Raw genomic sequence first — 18,280 nt, 5'->3', positions numbered from 1 at the left:
ATCTGTGATAATAATTCTCAACAACTACGCTTGATCGTACCTTTGCCAGCTGTTTGCAACTACCGGACGAGGGCGAAAACTACGGTTGGCGGGATAATAGAAAAAAGCGAGAGACATCGCTCCCGCTTTTTTCGCTACAAAATATACCTGCCCCGCTTCACATCGGACGGATTCATTCCGTACTGTTTGCGGAACGCTTCGGAAAAGTGACTGAAGTTGGAAAAGCCGACCGACAACGCTACCTGGCTGACATTCATCTCGCCCAAGCGCAGCAGTTCCAGCGCTTTTTCCAGGCGCTTTTCCCGCAAGTACGCGAAGACGCTCGTGCCAAACTCCTCTTTGAAGCCGATTTTCAGCTTGTATTCGTTCAACTGCGCCATGCGTGCCAGCTCGATCAAGGAAGGCGGCGCCTCCATATTCGCCAGCAAAATTTCTCTGGCGCTATGAATTTTTTCCCGATCGCTGCGGGACAAAAAGGGTCGGGTGACTTCCGCCTCTCGCTCAAACAGCAGCATGTCGAAGGCGTGCGCAGCGATTTCCAGCGTCTTGCCTTCCGCATGAAGCCGCCGCAATCTGGGCTGAGACGCAGGCGGCGCGATCAGTTGCTGGAGCCGCATCATCAAATCTGGCCGAAGCGGCATGCGGAACATGCGAAAAGGACGGTTGCCCAACAAGCTTTCAAACGTATACGGCGTTCCTTCGTCGATTTGCGCAAGCCATTCGTTGAACAGCTCGACGGAAATCCCGATCGCTACCGAACGAAACGGCGCTTGGGCCATATAGCAAAAGTCGGCTTGAAAATCCCGCATCAATTGCAGCGAGCAGCTGTCCGGAACGAGATCGTGCTGGGAACCGCCCGAAACCGCTACCTCCCCCGTTCCTTGCAAGCAAAAGCTCAGCTCCACCATGGCGGCTTCCGAGCGAAAACGCATGGCGTGATCATCCTGAAAACGATGGAAGGAATCGACAATCTCCAGTCCAGGACGAGGCATCATTCTGTTGATGTATCCGTTCCAACCGGACAAGTCATCCCCCGCCATCTCCGTCCCGATGTCATCAAGCCGAATGTTCGGCAGCGCGTCAATATAACTGTCGTAGATGGAATGAATGGATGTGGCATGCATGGCAATCTCCCGGTTTTGATTTTGTTGAAAACGATTCTTGTTCTCATCATATAGAAAAAAGCAATGCCTTGGCAACCTTTTCGGTGTGGCGCGATTGCCTCGGCAGTAGAATCGGCTAGTGCAGCAGATTCAGCAAGATCGTCAGCGTCCCTACACTGAACACGGTCGTGACCAGGACACTGCTGGAAACAAATTGCGGACGCATGTTGAACTGGATCGCGTAAATCGCTGTCGTCGCAGCAGACGGCATCGCTGCGAGTATGACCAGCACTTTTTGCAGCAAAGGATCAATCGGGAAAAACAGACAGATCACGTAAGCGAGCACAGGCGAAGCGATCAGCCGAATGACACTGGCGGCGCTCAATCCTTGCCACTCCAAAGCTTTGGACGATACGTTGGCAAGCTGCATCCCGAGAATCAGCATGACGACCGGAATCGCTGCCTGCGCCACGAGATCAATCGCCTGATAGTAGCCCGCTGGAATCACGACATTGCCTTGTTGCAGCAAAATCGCCAGCACAACCGCGTAGTTGGAAGGCTGCTTGAAAATCGCCCGAATCGCCGTGCCCGCGCCACCCCCGCCCCGCGAAGCGAAGTAGACGCCGAATACCCCCATGATGATCGAATGAAAAACCATGATTTGGACCGCATACGTAAACCCGGCCTCCCCGTAAGCAAACAAAATGATCGGAGTCCCGTAGTTCCCGCTGTTCATGAAGGCGGTGGAAAGCATCAGGGCGCTCTCCTGCGATTTGTCGTAGCGAAACAGGCGAGCCGTAAGCTGGGTGAGCACGATCAGCGCTCCGAGCAGCAACAGCGAGATGACGACGATGTAAAACAATTGCAGATCAAGCTCGGTCTTGTAAAACGTGCGAAAGACAAGCGCCGTGGTCAACACGTAGATCGCCAGCGACGAAATCGGCTTCAAATCCATTCGGAACTTGCGCTGAAGAATGTAGCCCGACAAAAAGATCAGCAAGACAGGCAAGATCACTTCGAGAAAAATCATGGTTCATACCCACTTCTTCCATAGAAATGCGAAATTACGAATAGTATATCAAATCGCTCGCCAAAAAAGCCGATTCCCCTTTATTTTCTGACAGAGAATCGGCTGAACCGTGCTATATGCGATTTTCTGCCACAAACCGCTCGACATCAGCCAGCGCTGGCAGCGCCGGAATCGCGCCCGTCCGCGTGGTGGTGAGCGCTCCTGCCGCATTGGCGAAGCGAACCATACGTGTCAGCGTGTCATTGTCCATGGAGCGAAGCGACTGCTTGGCTTCCAGCACCTGATAAAGCAAGCCCCCCAAAAACGCGTCTCCTGCCCCGGTCGTATCGACAGCATCGACCGCGTAGCCTGGAACCATCCCCTGCTCTTTTTCCGTTCGGAAGTAACAGCCCGCTTTGCCGCGAGTGACGAAGATCGCCTGATTGCGGCAAGTTTCCATCAGCCACTCTGTCGCCTCTGCCAAACCGCTTGCCGGAGCGAGCAGCTCCAGCTCCTCTTCCGACAGCTTGACGATGTCCGCTTGTCTGATCCCGTGCAGCGCCATTGCCTTCGCCTGTTCCATGTCCGGCCACAAGCTTTCGCGAATGTTTGGATCAAACGATACGAGCAGCTTGTGTCTTTTCGCTATATCTACAGCCTTCCAGGTTGCGCTGCGCGCTGGTTCATGGGTCAAAGACAAGGAGCCGAAATGAAACAGCCTTGCTTGCGCGATCATTTCCTCATCTATGTCCGCCTCGCGAAGCTGCGTATCTGCTCCGGGGTTGCGGGCAAACGAAAACGAGCGCTCGCCATTCGCGTCGATGTGTACAAAGGCGAGCGTGGTCAAGGCAGCATCCGTCAGGACAAGCCCGTCAGTCCCGATCTCCAGGTCCATCAGCGTCTGCTTCAGAAAGCGGCCGAACGCATCGTTTCCGACTGCGCCGAGAAAAGCTGTCTTTTTATGAAACCGCGACAAAGCCGCAAGCACATTTGCCACCGCTCCGCCCGGATTTTGTTCATACGCCATTTTCCCCGGTTCGGGATGGGGCATCGGCGTGAAATCAATCAAAAGCTCGCCGCAGGCAACAACATCAAGCATTTGTCTGTCTCCTTTTCGTCTCTCGTCTCGCAAGCAGCTTCAAGTACACCGTCATCCCTGCTTGGGCAAAAACAGCTCGGACGCCGTGTAAAGTGCCGGAGCGCCACCCGTGTGCAGAAAAAGCACATGGTCATCCTGCGAAAAGCGCCCCTCGCGAATCAGCCCGATCAACCCCGCCATCGCTTTGCCCGTGTAAACCGGGTCGAGCAAAATTCCTTCTGTGCGGGCGACGAGCTGCACGGCTTCGACCATTTCCTCTGTCGGAATCGCATAGCCTGGCCCGACAAAGCGATCTTCGCACTGCACCACATCTGCCTGGATCGTCGCTTGCAGACCGACCTCGGCGGCGGTGCGCGCAAGCAGCTCCTGTACTTTCGCTTCCTGAGCGGCGCGGTCGCGGCTGACATTGATGCCAATCACTTTGGCAGACGATTGTCTCGCCAAAAACCCGGCGATCAGACCCGCCTGTGTCCCGCCACTGCCTGTTGCCGTCACCACGTAATCAAACGGAGTGCGGCTCTCCCACGCTTGCTGCTCGATTTCCTCTGCGCACGCCATGTAGCCAAGCGAGCCGATCTCGTTGGAGCCGCCAACCGGAATCAGGTACGGCTTCCTGCCTGCTTGCCGCAGACTGTCCGCCAGCTTTTCCATCGCCGCAAGCATATCGCCGTCTGCGGGAATGACCTCGATCTGTTCGGCGCCAAGCAAATGAAACAACAGATGGTTCCCGCCCGCCTGCGGATTGTAGTCGCCTGTCTCGGGCGCCGACAAAACGAGCTGGCAACGCAGCCCTTCGCGAACCGCCGCAGCCAGTGTCAGACGGCAATGATTCGATTGGACAGCGCCGCACGTAATCAGTGTATCTGCGCCTTGCCGGATCGCGTCGGCAACCAAATACTCCAGCTTTCGCGTCTTGTTGCCACCAGCCGTCAAGCCGAGCAAGTCGTCGCGCTTGATGGAAATGTGCGGGCCGCCCAGCACCTGCGACAGCCTCTCCAGACGCTCGATCGGCGTCGGACCTTGCGTATATTTTCTGCGTTCATAGCGAATCGGCTTCATTTTATTGCCTCCTTCAAGCCTGTTTGGGTATGAATACGATCTGGCTACCGCCGATTCCTCCCTTGCCTGGCGAGTTTCCCGATTCCCGGTTGCTTTTTCCATTGACGAAGAAGGCGCGATCCATTACCATGATCTAGTCATTTTTATGAAATTCATCCAATTTTAGCGAAGATGTTTTTCGATGCACGCAACGGCATTTTTTCCATGATCCGGATAACGCACTTCCGCCTGTCCAAACGGGTGAAAAACACGTTTGTTCGCTAGACGCAATCGAACAAACCGGAAAGGAGGGCTTCCTTTTGCCAAAATGGCTGTTTCTGCTTTTTGCCAGCTACCTGTTTTACAGTCTGCCTGCCATGCTCGGCTTCGGCGTAGCCATCCAATTCGCGCCGGGAGCCACTCCGCTTGAAATGGCATCAGCCTACGTCTACGACGGAATTGTCGCTGACTTTTGGCCAAAGCTGTGGAAGGCGGCTCTTACCACCCTGATTATATGGCTGCTCCTGCGAAAAAAGCGCCATTCGTAAATCGGCATAATCCCCTCGTTGTTCATCTTCCGTTCATCTTCTTTTCCTACACTCAACCGTGTAGACAATCAAGAAGCGAATGGGAGATGATTTTTTATGCTAGTATGGGCTGTCATTTTCATCAATTTGGCGCTCGCCTCGTATACAATCGGAGTCTGGTCGGAGCACCGTGCCAAGGAGCTTGCCTGGAAGCACTTCGTCTTTTTTGGCCTGGGGCTTGTCTTCGATACAGTCGGAACGGCTTTCATGAAGCTGCTCGCCGACGGCAATTCGCTGAATTTGCACGGGATTACCGGGCTGGTCGCGTTAATCCTGATGTTTTTGCACACCGCCTGGGCCGGCTTCGTCCTCTGGAAAAAGCAAGACCGCCAACGCAAGCAGTTCCACAAATTCAGCCTGTTTGTATGGGTGCTCTGGCTGGTCCCTTATTCCATCGGTGTCGCTTTAAGCTTTACACGCTAACCAATCAAATACTTGCCAAACAGGTTGTCTTCGGATAACCTGTTTTTGTTTTCCGAAAATCTCTCCCCCATCGCCACACGCTCCCTACAGGCTGTCTTTTTGCCGTCCGAGAGATTAGACTTCGCGAATTGCGGGTAAAGATTTACAGCAAGAGCTTTCAGAAACAGAAAAAAGGAGTTTGGCATGGGGAAAAGAAGAACCTATACGCTTCGCTTTATTATGGAAATGCTCGTTGTGTTTTCTGTCCTCGCGACAATTTTGATTGAGGTCATTTCTTCTCTTCATGTCAATCGCACCTCGCTCTCCACCAACTACCTGGAAAACAACTACCAGTACGCGAAGAAGCTGGCGAGAAACACAGCAGACATATTGACCGTCCTGCAAAACAACGTCGACACGATTGCCAGACAGGCTGGCGAGAAGCCGCTCGTAGAGAAAGACTTGGACGACTGGTATGCGGCCAACAGACAAAATTTTCATTCCCTGTTCATCACAGACGCTGAAGGTCACATCCAGAAAGTCAGCCCGCTGAAATCCGGCGTTGCCCTCGGAACGTTGCTGACCTCGCATGCTGTGAGACTGGCGTTGATCCAAAAGAAACCGCTGGTCTCCGAGCCTTACCGTGCGGTGTCCGGCCGGCTGATTTTGATGATTTCTTCGCCGATTTTTGACAAACAGGGAGTGTACCAAGGCTTTGCGGGCGGAACGATTTATTTGGAAGAATCGAATGTGCTCAACCGGACCTTGAAGGAACACTTTTATGGGGACGGTTCCTACGTATATGTGGTCGATCAGCAAGGGAGGCTCATTTTCCACCCCGAAACAAAGCGCCTCGGAGAAACCGTGCTATTGAATCCCGCCATCCAGCAAGCTCTCGCGGGCAAAAGCGGCTACCAGCAAATCGTCAACAGCAAGGGCAAATCGTATTTTGCCGGATATACGACCGAAAGCGTCAGCGGCTGGATTATCGTCTCCCAGACGCCGACCTCTGTCATTGACGAGTCGAATCACAAGCTGCTCCACAATCTGTTGATGACTTCCTTGCCTTTTTTGCTGCTCACGCTTGGTATCGTCTGGTTGATTGCCAAAAACATCAATACCGCGCTGTCCAAATTAACCCACATTTCCGATGAGTCTGGCGGAATGGACTGTCCTGCCGAGCTTACGACCACCTCCAAAATTTACGAGGTGCAAAAGCTGTACCAAAGCACGCGGCTGGCACTTCGCCAGATGAACCGCAAGCTGCGGCAGCTGCAATCCGAAGTGGAGAAGGACGGATTGACCGGACTTGCCAATCGCAAAACGTTCGATGCCTGCTTGCAAGATGCTTTGCGCAGCGAAATTCCGTTTTCCCTCATTCTGCTCGACGTCGATCGGTTCAAAAGGATTAATGATGCTTTCGGCCATGTCACAGGTGACGAGGTTTTGAAACAAGTCGCCCAAACGATGCTGGATACGACGCGCGAAGACGACTTCTGCTTCCGCTACGGAGGGGAAGAGTTCGGCATTTTGCTGCAAGGAGATCGGCATCTGTTTGCCTATCAAATCGCCGAGCGGCTGCGGCAAATGATTGAAGCGCTCGACAATCCGACGGGACATCCGGTGACGATCTCCCTAGGAATTGCCAGCTATCCGCTGCACGGTACGGAAGCGCTCGACATCATCACCTGCGCGGATCAGGCGCTGTATCAATCCAAAGCGGCCGGGCGAAATCGGACGACGAGCTTTCGGCTCGGCATCGAATCGCTTCAACCGTAGACGCGAACGAGCAGCACGGTCACATCCCATTTCATGAAAAACGTACGTCTCGACGTTTTTCACAGCAAAAAAGCTGCCGACAGATTTTGCTCTGCGGCAGCTTTTTTCTAACCAAACAAGTAATAGCGGGATAAATCCACGCGGTAGTTTTGAATAATCTCATCGACTTCCCGTTTGCCCCGCATCAGGATTTCCAGGCACTCTGCCTTCTTCTCCTCGCTCATCCGGTAAATCGGGCCGGATATGGTCAACGAGCCCATCACATGTCCGTCGTAGTGGAACAGCGGGCACGCGATCGCCAGAACATCCGGCGTATACTCGCCCGTGCTCATCGCCCATCCGGCTTCGCGAATATGCACAAGCTCCTCGCGCAATTTGTCCGGATCGGCAATCGTATTTTTCGTGTACTGCCGCAAGCCTTGCAAAATGATGTGCTCGATTTTCTCTTGCGGCAAGTAGGCCATGATCGAACGGTACGATGCGCCTACAAACAAAGGGGCACGACTGCCTACCGACACGGAGTATTTCACCACATTGTCCGGCTCCAGCGCATCGAGCGTAAGCGCTTCGTCTTCGTCCAGGCAGGTCAGGAAGATCGACTCGCCCGACTCCTCCATCATCCGCTGCAACACAGGCCGAATCAGTCGTGATACATGGAACGACTCTCTCATTGTCAATCCAAGCTCCCACAGGCGAATGCCCAATGAGTATTTTTTCGTCTTGGGATCTTTCTCCAGAAAGCGATTGGCTTCAAACGTAGACAATACGCGGAATACATTTGCGTGATTCAAACCGACTTCCTTGGCGAGTTCCCTTGCTCCCCATTCCGGTTTCTCCTTCGTGAACAGCTGTAACAATTTGAGTGATTGATCCAACGTTTTTAGCACGACGACTCCCCTTATTCACGATTACTTTTCAAACCCGTTTATTGCTCGTACAAAAAGTCAATGGCTGCCGCCACGTACACCTTCGCGCAGCGGACGACGTCTTCGACCAGCACTTTTTCATTGAAATTGTGGATGCTCGGCAAGTACGCAGGCCCGTATTGCAAGACCGGAATGTCGTACGCGCGGAAATGTCTGGCATCGCTGCTTGCCCACTGCTGAACGCCAAAAGCGTGCTCGCCTGTCACGTACGTGATGTTGTCGACGATCGCCCGGCAGACCGGATCATCCGGCGATGTGTAGTTCGCATGGCTTTGCGTTCCCATCGGCACAATTTCGTAATCAATATCCAGCTCGTCCAACTGGCTGGTGATGTAGCCCATGACTTCTGCTCTCGTCACGCCAAACGGCAGGCGGCAATCCACTTCCACGGTGCAAGTGTCAGGGACCACATTTGCTTTCGTTCCGCCCTCAATCGTACCGATGTTGCAAGAGACGCGCTCCAGCACATCCTGGTACGGTTCCCGCTCGGTGCCGAGCATGTATGCTTTGGATACCTTCACGAGTTCCTTGACTTCATCCGGAATCACGACCGGATAATCCCATACGGTGCGAATCCGCTCGATGGCGCGAATCGCATCCATAATCGCATTTTTGCCGGCGATCGGCCCGAGGCTGCCGTGAGCTGGCTTGCCTTTGACCGTGAGCTGGAACCAGCAGGAACCTTTTTGTCCCAAAGTCGGATTATGCGGCGAGGACGGCTCGGCGATCAGGCATCCGTCTCCCTCGACCAGCTTGCGCTCCAAAATCCACGGAACGCCCATCGCTCCGCCTGTTTCCTCGTCCGGCACGATCGCCAGAATCAATTGTCCCGGCAGTTCGACTCCCAGCCGCTGCAAAATCGTCGCGGCAAAAATCAGTCCAGCCAAGCCGCCCTTCATGTCAGAAGCGCCGCGGCCCAAAATCCAGCCGTCTTTTACTTCGCCGCTGAACGGAGCAAATTCCCACTTGGACAAGTCCCCGGCAGGCACGACATCCGTATGGCCGCAGTAAATCAGCTTTTTGCCCGATTGCAGATTGCCGATCCGGGACACGAGGTTGTACATGTTTGGCCCTGCTTCATGCCAGTCTGTGGCGATGTCAAAACGCTCCAGATATTCCGTAATAAAGCGGCTGATCGGCCCGGAATCGCCAGGCGGGTTTTCGCTCGGGAACTGGATCAGCTTGCAGCACAGCTCGATCAATTCGTCCTTGTTTTGTTCGACGGCGGCGATGACCTGGTCTTTTAACGCTTTCAGTTGATCGCTCATGACACGCTCACCTTGCCGTCCAGTGTGAGCAGATGCTTCATGGAGCCGTACAGCGATGTCATCCGCGCAAACTCTTCCTCGTCGTAGAACGCGCACTTGCCTGTTCCAAACAGCTTGGCTACCTCGATCACGAAGCGCACGACTTGTTCGACGTGCACGAGATGAGTCGCACCTGTGGCGCAGCCTGCTACTGGCACCTGGGTCGTCAAGGCAATCCCGACAACCGGGCTGTCTGTTACGACACACGGCTGCATGATGCTGTTGATGTGGTGCAAATTGTTGCCGTACGGCGTGATGTCTTGTACCGTAATCGGCAATGTCACTGGCATGTTGCCGGACGTTTGCTTCACCAGTTCAAGCAAATCGTTGCTGATGCGCAAGATGTACCCTTCCTTGACCGTCGGGGTGATCGCATAGCCTGTATGATTGAGAATCATGTTTCCTTTTGTGGTGTCGATGGACAAAATCGCGTCCATCTCGGACGATACTTCATTCGCATTCATGATCTGCATGTCCACCGGAGAGTTCATGAACGGCACGGGATCATGCGGAAGAGTCGGCGCATCCGGGCAGATGTGCGTAGTCAGGAGGATGTCTCCTTCCAACACGTCGCCGCGCTGCTGCATGTCGGCAAGCTTCGCTGCTGCTGCCATGCACGCCAGAGCGCCGTCGCCATCAGATACGAAGCCGACTTGCTCGGGACGGGCGCCAATCCCGCCCAAACGGCCAATGACGCCAAGTGTCGGCGCCGTTCCGCCGCTGCTTTTTCCGTTCTTTCCTTTTATTAATACTTTGACGAAATCGGTCTTTCCTTTTTGTCCAGTAACGGTAGATACTTCTACATCGCGAAAGCCGCTTTGTTCAAAATATCGTTTCAGGTCATCCCCTGTAACGTAAGCGCTGTCCATAAGATCGTACATTTCGATTACATGCTTGAAAGACATAAAAAAGTCTCCTTTTCCATTATGATAGATTTCCTAAAAGATGACAAGAAACCTTGTGCTGCCCTTCATACAACGTGAGCGCAGGCGCTTCTGTCTTGCAACGGTCGGTCGCATACGGGCACCGCTTGTGGAAATGGCAGCCGGATGGCGGATTCATCGGACTCGGCACATCACCCGTCAGGATGACCCGCTCCTTTTTGATCAGCGGACTTTCCTTCGGCACTGCCGACAGCAGCGCTCGCGTATACGGGTGCTGCGCATTGTGGTAAATCTCCTCGTACGTTCCCATCTCCACGACACGGCCCAAATACATGACGGCAATCCGGTCGCTGATGTAGCGCACGACGTTCAAATCGTGGGAAATGAAAATGTAGGTCAGGTTGAAGCTCGCCTGCAAATCCTTCAGCAAGTTGATCACTTGCGCCTGAATCGACACGTCCAAAGCCGAAACGGACTCGTCGCAAATTACAACTTCCGGATTGAGCGCAAGCGCCCTGGCGATGTTGATTCGCTGCCGCTGTCCGCCGGAAAACTCATGCGGGTAACGGGTGGCGTGATAATCGGAAAGCCCGACGACTTCCAAAAGCTCCTTCACCCTTTTTACCCGTTCCTGGTGAGTTCCGACCTGGTGAATGACCAGCGGCTCCACGATCAGCTGCTCGACTGTTTTGCGCGGATCGAGCGACGCATACGGATTTTGGAAAATCATCTGGATCGATTTGCGCGCCCGCTTCATTTCCTTGTCGGACAGCTTGGCCAAATCCTGGCCCCCCATGATGACGGAGCCTTCCGTCGGACGAATCAGCTGCATGATCAGGCGAGCCAATGTCGACTTGCCGCACCCGGACTCGCCCACGATCCCGATCGTCTCCCCTCTTTTCACCTCAAAGCTGACGTCATCGACTGCCTTGACGACTTTCGAGGATTTGCCGAACAAAGACTGATCCTTTACGGGAAAATGCTTTTTCAGCTGATTGATTTGGATGATCGACTCACTCATGCCTGGCTTCCCCCTTTCCGTTCAAGACGGTGGTCGCTCGTCTGGAAGTGGCAGGCTACCAGATGGTTGGGAGCCACTTCGACGAGCGGCGGTTTTTCGCTGAAGCACTTGTCTTTGGCATATGGACAGCGGGGAGCGAAGTAGCAGCCCGCAATATCTTCGCGCAGGTCAGGAGGATTGCCCGGGATCGACGGCAGCTTGCCCGTTGTGTCTGATTTGATCTGGGAATCGAGCAATCCCCACGTATAAGGATGAAGCGGCTTTTCGTACAGCTCTTCTACCGTTGCGTATTCCACCGTGTTTCCGGCATACATGACGAGAACTTTTTGACAGCTCTCCCAAACGACACCCAGGTCATGGGTAATCATGATGATCGATGTTTGCAAATCGTCTTGCAGCTTTTTCATCAAGTCCAAAATTTGCGCTTGTACCGTTACGTCCAAAGCGGTTGTCGGTTCGTCCGCAATCAGCAGCTTCGGATTGCAAGCGAGGGCAATCGCGATCATGACGCGTTGGCGCATCCCGCCGGAAAATTCGTGCGGATATTGCTCCAGCCGTTTTTCCGGCTCCGGAATCCCGACCAGCTTCAACATCTCAATCGCCCGCTGGCGAGCCGCTTTTTTGTCCAGCTGCTGGTGCAGGCGGATTACTTCGATAATTTGATTCCCCACGGTAAAAACCGGATTGAGGGAGGTCATCGGGTCTTGAAAAATCATCGAGATTTCGTTTCCCCGAATCTTGCGCATCTGTGCCTGGGAAAGCTTCGTCAAATCTTTTCCTTCAAACAAAATGCTGCCTCGCTCGATTTTTCCAGGGGGAGACGGAATCAGCCCGAGAATGGCGGTGGAGGTCACGCTTTTGCCCGAGCCTGATTCTCCGACAATCCCGATCGTCTCCCCCTGCTTCAGATCAAAGCTCACGCCGTTTACCGCCTTCACGACTCCGGACGAATAAAAATAAACGGCCAAATCTTGCACGCTGAGTAGTACATCTGACTTTGCCAATTCCCCTTCACCCCAATCTATGTCTCACTTTTGTCGCTTACACTTTCATTTTCGGATCGAGTGCATCGCGCAAGCCGTCACCGAACAGGTTGAAGCCGAGTACCGAGAGCAAAATCGCCAGCCCGGAGAACGTTGCCATGTGCGGCGACAAGACGAGGAAGTCTTTTCCGTCCTTCAGGATGCTGCCCCATGAAGCGGTCGGCGGCTGCACGCCCAGACCGAGGAAGCTCAGCGCCGCTTCGGAAATGATCGCTCCGGCTACGTGCATCGTTGCGTAAACAATAATCGGCGCCATACAGTTTGGCAGGATATGGTGAAAAATAATGCGGGAATCGTTGGCCCCAAGCGATCGCGTCACCTCGATATACTCTTCCTCCTTGACCGCCAGCACCTGGCCGCGGACAATTCGGGCGAAGCCGGGAATATTGGCAATCCCGATGGCGAGAATGACGTTGAACAATCCGGCTCCAAGCACGGTCATCAGCGAGATGGACAACAGGATGAACGGGAATGCAAACAATCCGTCCATGAGGCGCATGATGATCGCATCCCATTTGCCTCCGTAGTAGCCTGCCAAAAGACCGAGCAGCGTGCCGATCATGCCGCCGAGTCCGATCGCAAAAATACCGACGATCAAGGAAATGCGCGTGCCGTAGACGATCCGGCTGAACAAATCGCGTCCGTAGTTGTCAGTTCCGAGCAAATGACCGTCGATGCCAGGCTCGGACAGCGAATTGGCCAAGTCCATGTCATTCGGCCCGTGCGTCGCAATCAATGGCGCGAACAGGGCGAAAATGACCATGAGCGCGATGATGACCATGCCGACCATCGCCAGCTTGTTTTTCAAAAGCCGGCTCCATACACTGTTTTCCTTGCTTTTTTTCTTGGGTGCGTTAGGTGCGAGCGTCGCGGGAGCTGGCGATAATGGTTGCGCGTGGTTGCTCATATCGGATCAGCCCTCCCCTTTATTCGTTAGTTTCACGCGCGGATTGACCACGGTGTACAAAATGTCGACGAGCAAATTGATCAACACGAAAATAACGGCGATGAACAGGACGGTTCCTTGCACGACGACAAAGTCCCGATTTTCAATCGCGTCCACCACGAGACGCCCCATCCCCGGCCAGCTGAAGATCGTCTCCGTCAGGACAGCCCCGCCGAGCATGGAGGAAATTTGCATCCCCATGACCGTAAGCAATGGAGTCATCGCATTTTTCAAGGCGTGCTTCCAGACGACGAAAAATTCGCGCAGCCCTTTCGCCCGAGCCGTCTTGATGTAGTCCTGGCGGATTACTTCAAGCATGCTGGAGCGCGTAATCCGGGCAAAAGTAGCCATCGGAATCGTGGACAAGGCGATGCTCGGCAAAATCAGGTGCGTGACTACGCTGCCGAAGCCTTCGGACAACGAGCCCATCCCGGTAGCCGGAAGCCAGCCAAGATGTACGCTGAAGTAAAGAACGAGCATGACCCCGAGCCAAAAGATCGGCATCGATACGCCAACGAGCGAGAGAATCATGACGGTGTAATCCCAGAACGAATACTGTTTGGTTGCAGAAATGATGCCTGCCGGAATCCCGATGAGCAGCGAGAGAGCGAGCGCACAGGCGGACAGCAAAAGCGTGTTCGGGAAGCGCTCCATGATCAAAGACATGACCGGCTGATTGTAGCCGAGCGAGGTTCCCAAATCTCCCTGCAGCAAGCTGCCGAGGAAGTCGACGTATTGGAGGTACAACGGCTGATTCAGCCCGAGTGTTTCCCGCATTTTGGCGATTTCATCAGGGGAAGCTTGCGGCCCAAGCAGCACTGCCGCCGGGTCGCCGGGAATCAACCGCGTGATGATGAAAACGGTCGTGGCAACGACAAACAGCGTAGGGATTAAATCGAATAACCGTTTGAAAATCAGTTTGAGCAAGCCACTCTCCTCCTTCCCACTATTCGTTTAAAGCTTGGCCTGGTAAGAAATGCCCGAAGAGAGGACTTTGTCGCGGCCTCTCTTCGAAGCGTGGAAGCTTTTAGGCGTGTGTATTACTTGTTCAGCCAAACGTTCGTCTCGCTGTTGACCAGGAAGATCGAGCTGTCCGCACGCACTTGGTAATCTTGCACGTATTTCTTCATTCCGGTCGCAACATCGAGCAGGCCCAGTTCGACGTGAACGACGTCATCGTTGATTTGTTTCATCGCCTGGCTGTACAGCTCTTTGCGCTTCGCTTCGTCCGTCGTCTCTGCCGTTGCGCGTTCCAGAAGCTTGTCTACTTCCGGATTGCTGTAGGCGTAGCCGTTGCCGAGCGAACCGATTTGCTTGCTGTGGAACATTTGATAGAGGAAGAAGTCAGGGTCCGGGTACCAGGACCAGCCCATGATGTAGAGCGGAGCTTTTCCTTTGGCTACGATGTCGCTGAACGTTCCCCACTCAACGGTTTTGATCTCTGCGTCGATGTTCAGGTTGTCTTTCAGCTGTTGCGCTGCGATGGTCGCTTGCGGCACGCGGGAAGCGATTACATAAAGCTCGGTTTTGAATCCGTCCGGATAGCCTGCTTCAGCCAGAAGCTGTTTGGCTTTTTGCGGGTCAAAAGCAGGAACGGCTGCTTCGAGAGACGAGTCATAGCCCCACGATGCTTTTGGCAGCGGCAGGAACGATTTTTCCGCTCCGCCCCATTTGAATACCCCTTTGACCAAACCTTCCACGTCTACAGCGAGACGGATTGCTTCACGCACTTTTTTGTCCTTCGTCGGGCCTTCGATCTGGTTCAGACCCATGTACTCAATGGACAAACCTGGCTTCGTTTGCAAGTTCAAGTTTTGATCCTTCTCGATGATCGCACGGTTTTGCCCTTTGACATCGGTCACCATGTCGATGTCGCCGGAGCGCAGGGCGTTGGTCATCATGTTCGCATCGGTGATGAATTTGAACTCTACGCCATCCAGGTGAGGCTTCGGACCCCAGTATTTATCAGAACGCTTCAAATTTACAGAATCGTCTTGGTTGAATTTATCGATCATGAACGGCCCTGTTCCCACGAGGTGAGTGCCGAACTGATCTTTCCAGCCTTCTACCTCTTCGCGCGGAACGATGATGTTGCCGCCGTCTGTCAGCATGGCAAGCAAAGCGGCGTTTGGCGCGTCCAGGTGAATCGCTACTTCGTTTTCGCTGATGACTTCTACTTTTTCCACGCCGCGCAGACGCTTGAGTGCGGATTGCTTCGCAGAACGTTCCAGACTGTACTTCACGTCCTCGGCTGTCATTTTCCGTCCATCCTGGTATTTGCCAGGCTGGAAGTACACATTGTCCTGGAGCTTGAACGTATACACCTTCATGTCATCCGACACTTTCCACTCTGTTGCGAGGCTCGGTTCAATTTTGGACAAGTCATTCGTGTAACGAACGAGCGTGTCGCCAATACTGCGGATGATGTTGGATTCATAAGCACCCGTGTAAGCAATTGGGTCCAGTGTTTTTGCCGTAGAAGACAAGCCGATTTTCAGCACGCCGCCATCTTTTGGCTGTCCAGCCGCCTGCTGCTGGTCGCCGCCCTTTGCATCTTGAGCAGGAGCGCTTCCTTGTCCACCACATGCAGCGAGTGCCAGCATGGATACGACCATGACAGAAGAAAACAACGCTTTGGCTTTCAACATTTTCCTCACTACGATTCCCCCAGACATTTTTGTGTGTATCAAATAATGAAACACATGTTCAATATGTGTTACGTTTTGGATTATAGCAAATGCTTTTTTTAGTGTAAATAGTCAAAAAACAAAAAAATTAAGCCTTGATTAACCGCTTTTTCTTTCAGTACAATCTCTTCAAGATTTACATTTACTAAAAATCAGGAGTGAGCGACCGATGAGCCAACTCGTGGAAATCAGCCGCAATTTGCTGGCGACTTGTTTAGGCGTAAAGGAAAAGGAAGAATTGGTCATTGTTACCGATGAAGATAAGCGTCCTTTGGCAGAAGCTCTCTATGAAGCTGGAAAGCTGCTCGGTGCGGAAACCGTGCTGTTAGTCATGCAGGAGCGCGAAAAATCCGGCCAGGAGCCGCCGCAGGCGATTGCCAAAGCGATGGAGCAAGCGGACGTAGCCGTGTGCATCACGAAACATTCGCTTACGCACACACAAGCGCGAAAAGTGGCCGCTGCCAACGGAACGCGCGTCGCCACCATGCCGGGCATTACCCGCGACATGTTTACCGCTGGAGCGATTTCTGCCGATTATCAGGAGGTCAAACGGCTGACCGAAGAGGTGACAGACATCCTGACCCGCGGCAAACAAGTACGAATTGAAAAAGCCGGCTACGCGCTGGAATTTTCCATTGAAACACGCAACGGCGTTCCCAGCACTGGCATGTATCTGGAAAAAGGACAATCGGGCAATCTCCCGTCTGGCGAGGCGTACATCGCCCCCATCGAAGGCTCGGCCAACGGACAAATTTTGGTCGACGGCTCCATCGGCGGAATCGGCATGATTGACGAGCCTTTGCTGCTTACGATCAAGGATGGTCGGCTGATCAGCGCAGAGGGGCCGACGGGTTCGCGACTGCTTGCCACGCTCGGGGATGGCGATGGCCGCATGCTGGCGGAATTTGGGATTGGAACCAATCACAAGGCGAGAATTATCGGGGTTGTGCTGGAAGACGAGAAAGCATTCGGAACGATCCACGTTGCGTTCGGCAGCAACGCGACTTTTGGGGGTACCATCCAGGCTGGTGTGCACATTGATTTAATCGTAAACGAACCGGATGTGTTCATTGATGGGCAACAACTCCAGGAAAAAGGGCGCTTTCTGTTTGGGGACGAGTAGCTTGAAAAAGCAAAAGCAGAGGCGGATTAAGTCGCCTCTGCTTTTTGCTTTTCGATCCGCATGCGCGGGAAGGGAATTATCTTTCTCTCGTAGGTTTGATGTATTCGTGGGTCGTTGCTTCGAATACATCGTCGGAATAACCAATCGACATTTATACATTCTCTTGCAGGAACTCATCTACTTGAGTGATGAAATCTGCTAAATCACTCGCTCCCTTATCGTATGTAGAATCAGAAAGCAGAACGCAGCTTACATTATATCCATATTTTTCAAGGCTATATTGATAGGCATTTATGGATGGATACACATTTGCGTAATAGGCTTTGAAATCATTGTCCGGCGAATTGTATCTGGCGTTGCTATAATAAATGCTGTTTTGCCATTGTTCTTGCTCGGCGCCAACTCTTTTGCTTATGCTCATGAGAATTACGGTTCCGTTTGTTTGGTTTTTAAATATGTAGTTTTTCTGCCTGCCAAAGATTGACGTTTGCAATTCTTGTTGCTGTGGCCCCAAAATCATATCCGGGGTTGTTAACATGTTTACATCCCCTTGCAATAACTCTTCATAGCCTTCTGGTTTGAACTTTTCATCGATTTTTTTGGTGACATGTACAAACTTATCCCGATCGCTTTCAGACAAATACCCACTTTGCTTGTCTTCGGGCTGAAAAATGACATGATAGGCATATCCGCCGAGCACAAAGACAACGAAATAACTCACCACCAAAAACATCTGCTTCGCTTTTCTCACCCATATCCCCCTTCTATGTTACGGATAGAAACGATTCAATTATTTTCCAACATCAAAAATATACTATATTTTACATAAATTATAAATTTCAGTGTTTGCGAATTGTTCGTGTCAATGTTTTCTTCGTATACACCCACAAAAAAACGCAGAAGGTCACGCCCCTTCTGCGTCCTGGTATACCGCGGTTGTCGCCGCCCATTTTTCTTTCAGTCGCTCCAGCAGTTCTTGCCCGTCGTTGCCCACCACGTTTTTGCCGTTGAACAGGGCAAACGCTTTTTCCAGGCATTGACCGCAATAGTTGACACAGCGCTCATCGATTACTTGCACGTCGGGAAGCTGCCTGACCTCGTCCCTCACCCATTTCAGACTGCCTTCCAGATTGCACGGACAAAACTTGATTGTTTTCACCAGCGTATCCTCCACTCGAATTTTGGTATGCGATTATACCGGAATTTTACAGTCTATTCAGAATACACAGCAAGAGCATGCGTAAAACCACAAACGCTTTAAAGCAGCAAGGAAAAACAAAGCCGGGCTGGTTGCCAGAACCTGTACAGCAAAACCTGCACATGATC

The 18,280-nt window shown here is 52.8% G+C and carries 18 protein-coding genes; 4 read left to right on the top strand and 14 right to left on the bottom strand.

The window, feature by feature from the left end:
• Positions 1-134: 134 nt before the first annotated feature.
• The 4 genes from DEP07_RS12985 to DEP07_RS12970 form a co-directional block, all read right to left on the bottom strand.
• A complete protein-coding gene (locus DEP07_RS12985; protein ID WP_173599254.1) occupies positions 135-1,124 on the bottom strand; it encodes a helix-turn-helix transcriptional regulator in 990 nt (329 codons plus the stop codon).
• A 115-nt stretch (positions 1,125-1,239) separates the two neighbouring features.
• Positions 1,240-2,133, bottom strand: coding sequence for an AEC family transporter (locus DEP07_RS12980; protein ID WP_122964609.1), 894 nt, complete (start codon positions 2,131-2,133; stop codon positions 1,240-1,242).
• Positions 2,134-2,245: 112 nt separating this feature from the next.
• Positions 2,246-3,211 carry a carbohydrate kinase family protein gene (locus DEP07_RS12975; RefSeq protein WP_287102579.1) on the bottom strand — a complete coding sequence of 322 codons (966 nt, stop codon included), beginning with the start codon at positions 3,209-3,211 and terminating at the stop codon, positions 2,246-2,248.
• A gap of 51 nt (positions 3,212-3,262) precedes the next feature.
• Positions 3,263-4,270 carry a D-cysteine desulfhydrase gene (locus tag DEP07_RS12970; RefSeq protein WP_287102578.1) on the bottom strand — a complete coding sequence of 336 codons (1,008 nt, stop codon included), beginning with the start codon at positions 4,268-4,270 and terminating at the stop codon, positions 3,263-3,265.
• Positions 4,271-4,569: 299 nt separating this feature from the next.
• Between DEP07_RS12970 and DEP07_RS12965 the strand changes: the two genes are divergently transcribed.
• The 3 genes from DEP07_RS12965 (at position 4,570) to DEP07_RS12955 (ending at position 7,017) form a co-directional block, all read left to right on the top strand.
• On the top strand, positions 4,570-4,797 hold the full coding sequence (locus DEP07_RS12965; protein WP_287102577.1) for a hypothetical protein: 228 nt from the start codon (positions 4,570-4,572) through the stop codon (positions 4,795-4,797).
• A 96-nt stretch (positions 4,798-4,893) separates the two neighbouring features.
• A complete protein-coding gene (locus tag DEP07_RS12960) occupies positions 4,894-5,259 on the top strand; it encodes an HsmA family protein (protein WP_122964604.1) in 366 nt (121 codons plus the stop codon).
• A 183-nt stretch (positions 5,260-5,442) separates the two neighbouring features.
• Positions 5,443-7,017 (top strand): sensor domain-containing diguanylate cyclase, encoded by a 1,575-nt coding sequence (locus DEP07_RS12955; protein ID WP_274874294.1) that lies wholly within the window; start codon positions 5,443-5,445, stop codon positions 7,015-7,017.
• Between the two features lie 107 nt (positions 7,018-7,124).
• On the opposite strand, the gene DEP07_RS12950 is transcribed toward DEP07_RS12955, so the two are convergent.
• The 8 genes from DEP07_RS12950 to DEP07_RS12915 all read right to left on the bottom strand — a co-directional run bounded on the left by DEP07_RS12950 (position 7,125) and on the right by DEP07_RS12915 (position 15,801).
• Entirely contained in the window at positions 7,125-7,904 is a 780-nt protein-coding gene (locus tag DEP07_RS12950; RefSeq protein ID WP_122964601.1) for an IclR family transcriptional regulator, read from the bottom strand.
• A 38-nt stretch (positions 7,905-7,942) separates the two neighbouring features.
• On the bottom strand, positions 7,943-9,211 hold the full coding sequence (locus DEP07_RS12945; protein WP_287102576.1) for a M20 family metallopeptidase: 1,269 nt from the start codon (positions 9,209-9,211) through the stop codon (positions 7,943-7,945).
• Positions 9,208-10,155 carry a DUF1177 domain-containing protein gene (locus DEP07_RS12940; RefSeq protein ID WP_217022263.1) on the bottom strand — a complete coding sequence of 316 codons (948 nt, stop codon included), beginning with the start codon at positions 10,153-10,155 and terminating at the stop codon, positions 9,208-9,210. The genes DEP07_RS12945 and DEP07_RS12940 overlap by 4 nt, the downstream gene beginning before the upstream one ends.
• Before the next feature lie 19 nt (positions 10,156-10,174).
• The gene (locus DEP07_RS12935) at positions 10,175-11,155 is read right to left on the bottom strand and encodes an ABC transporter ATP-binding protein (RefSeq protein WP_242774525.1); all 981 of its coding nucleotides are present in this window, start codon (positions 11,153-11,155) and stop codon (positions 10,175-10,177) included.
• Positions 11,152-12,159, bottom strand: coding sequence for an ABC transporter ATP-binding protein (locus DEP07_RS12930; RefSeq protein WP_167470306.1), 1,008 nt, complete (start codon positions 12,157-12,159; stop codon positions 11,152-11,154). The genes DEP07_RS12935 and DEP07_RS12930 overlap by 4 nt, the downstream gene beginning before the upstream one ends.
• Before the next feature lie 37 nt (positions 12,160-12,196).
• Positions 12,197-13,105 carry an ABC transporter permease gene (locus tag DEP07_RS12925; protein WP_173597533.1) on the bottom strand — a complete coding sequence of 303 codons (909 nt, stop codon included), beginning with the start codon at positions 13,103-13,105 and terminating at the stop codon, positions 12,197-12,199.
• Between the two features lie 6 nt (positions 13,106-13,111).
• On the bottom strand, positions 13,112-14,071 hold the full coding sequence (locus DEP07_RS12920) for an ABC transporter permease (protein ID WP_122964595.1): 960 nt from the start codon (positions 14,069-14,071) through the stop codon (positions 13,112-13,114).
• A 113-nt stretch (positions 14,072-14,184) separates the two neighbouring features.
• A complete protein-coding gene (locus DEP07_RS12915) occupies positions 14,185-15,801 on the bottom strand; it encodes an ABC transporter substrate-binding protein (protein ID WP_173597532.1) in 1,617 nt (538 codons plus the stop codon).
• A 199-nt stretch (positions 15,802-16,000) separates the two neighbouring features.
• Here DEP07_RS12915 and DEP07_RS12910 point away from each other — a divergent pair, with 199 nt between their 5' ends.
• On the top strand, positions 16,001-16,954 hold the full coding sequence (locus DEP07_RS12910) for an aminopeptidase (protein ID WP_287102575.1): 954 nt from the start codon (positions 16,001-16,003) through the stop codon (positions 16,952-16,954).
• A gap of 151 nt (positions 16,955-17,105) precedes the next feature.
• Here the strand turns inward: DEP07_RS12910 and DEP07_RS12905 are convergent, their stop codons facing one another.
• Together DEP07_RS12905 and DEP07_RS12900 are read right to left on the bottom strand one after the other, a co-directional pair.
• Complete coding sequence (locus tag DEP07_RS12905) at positions 17,106-17,705, bottom strand: hypothetical protein (protein WP_122964592.1); 600 nt, start codon at positions 17,703-17,705, stop codon at positions 17,106-17,108.
• 153 nt (positions 17,706-17,858) lie between these two features.
• Positions 17,859-18,113: a DUF1450 domain-containing protein gene (locus DEP07_RS12900; protein ID WP_229049740.1), complete on the bottom strand. Its 255-nt coding sequence runs from the start codon at positions 18,111-18,113 to the stop codon at positions 17,859-17,861.
• Between the last annotated feature and the right edge of the window lie 167 nt (positions 18,114-18,280).

This window comes from Brevibacillus sp. (assembly GCF_003521185.1).
Lineage (GTDB): Bacteria > Bacillota > Bacilli > Brevibacillales > Brevibacillaceae > Brevibacillus > Brevibacillus parabrevis.
Note: the sequence above shows the minus strand (reverse complement) of the source record. Positions and strands in the feature narration are given on the sequence as shown.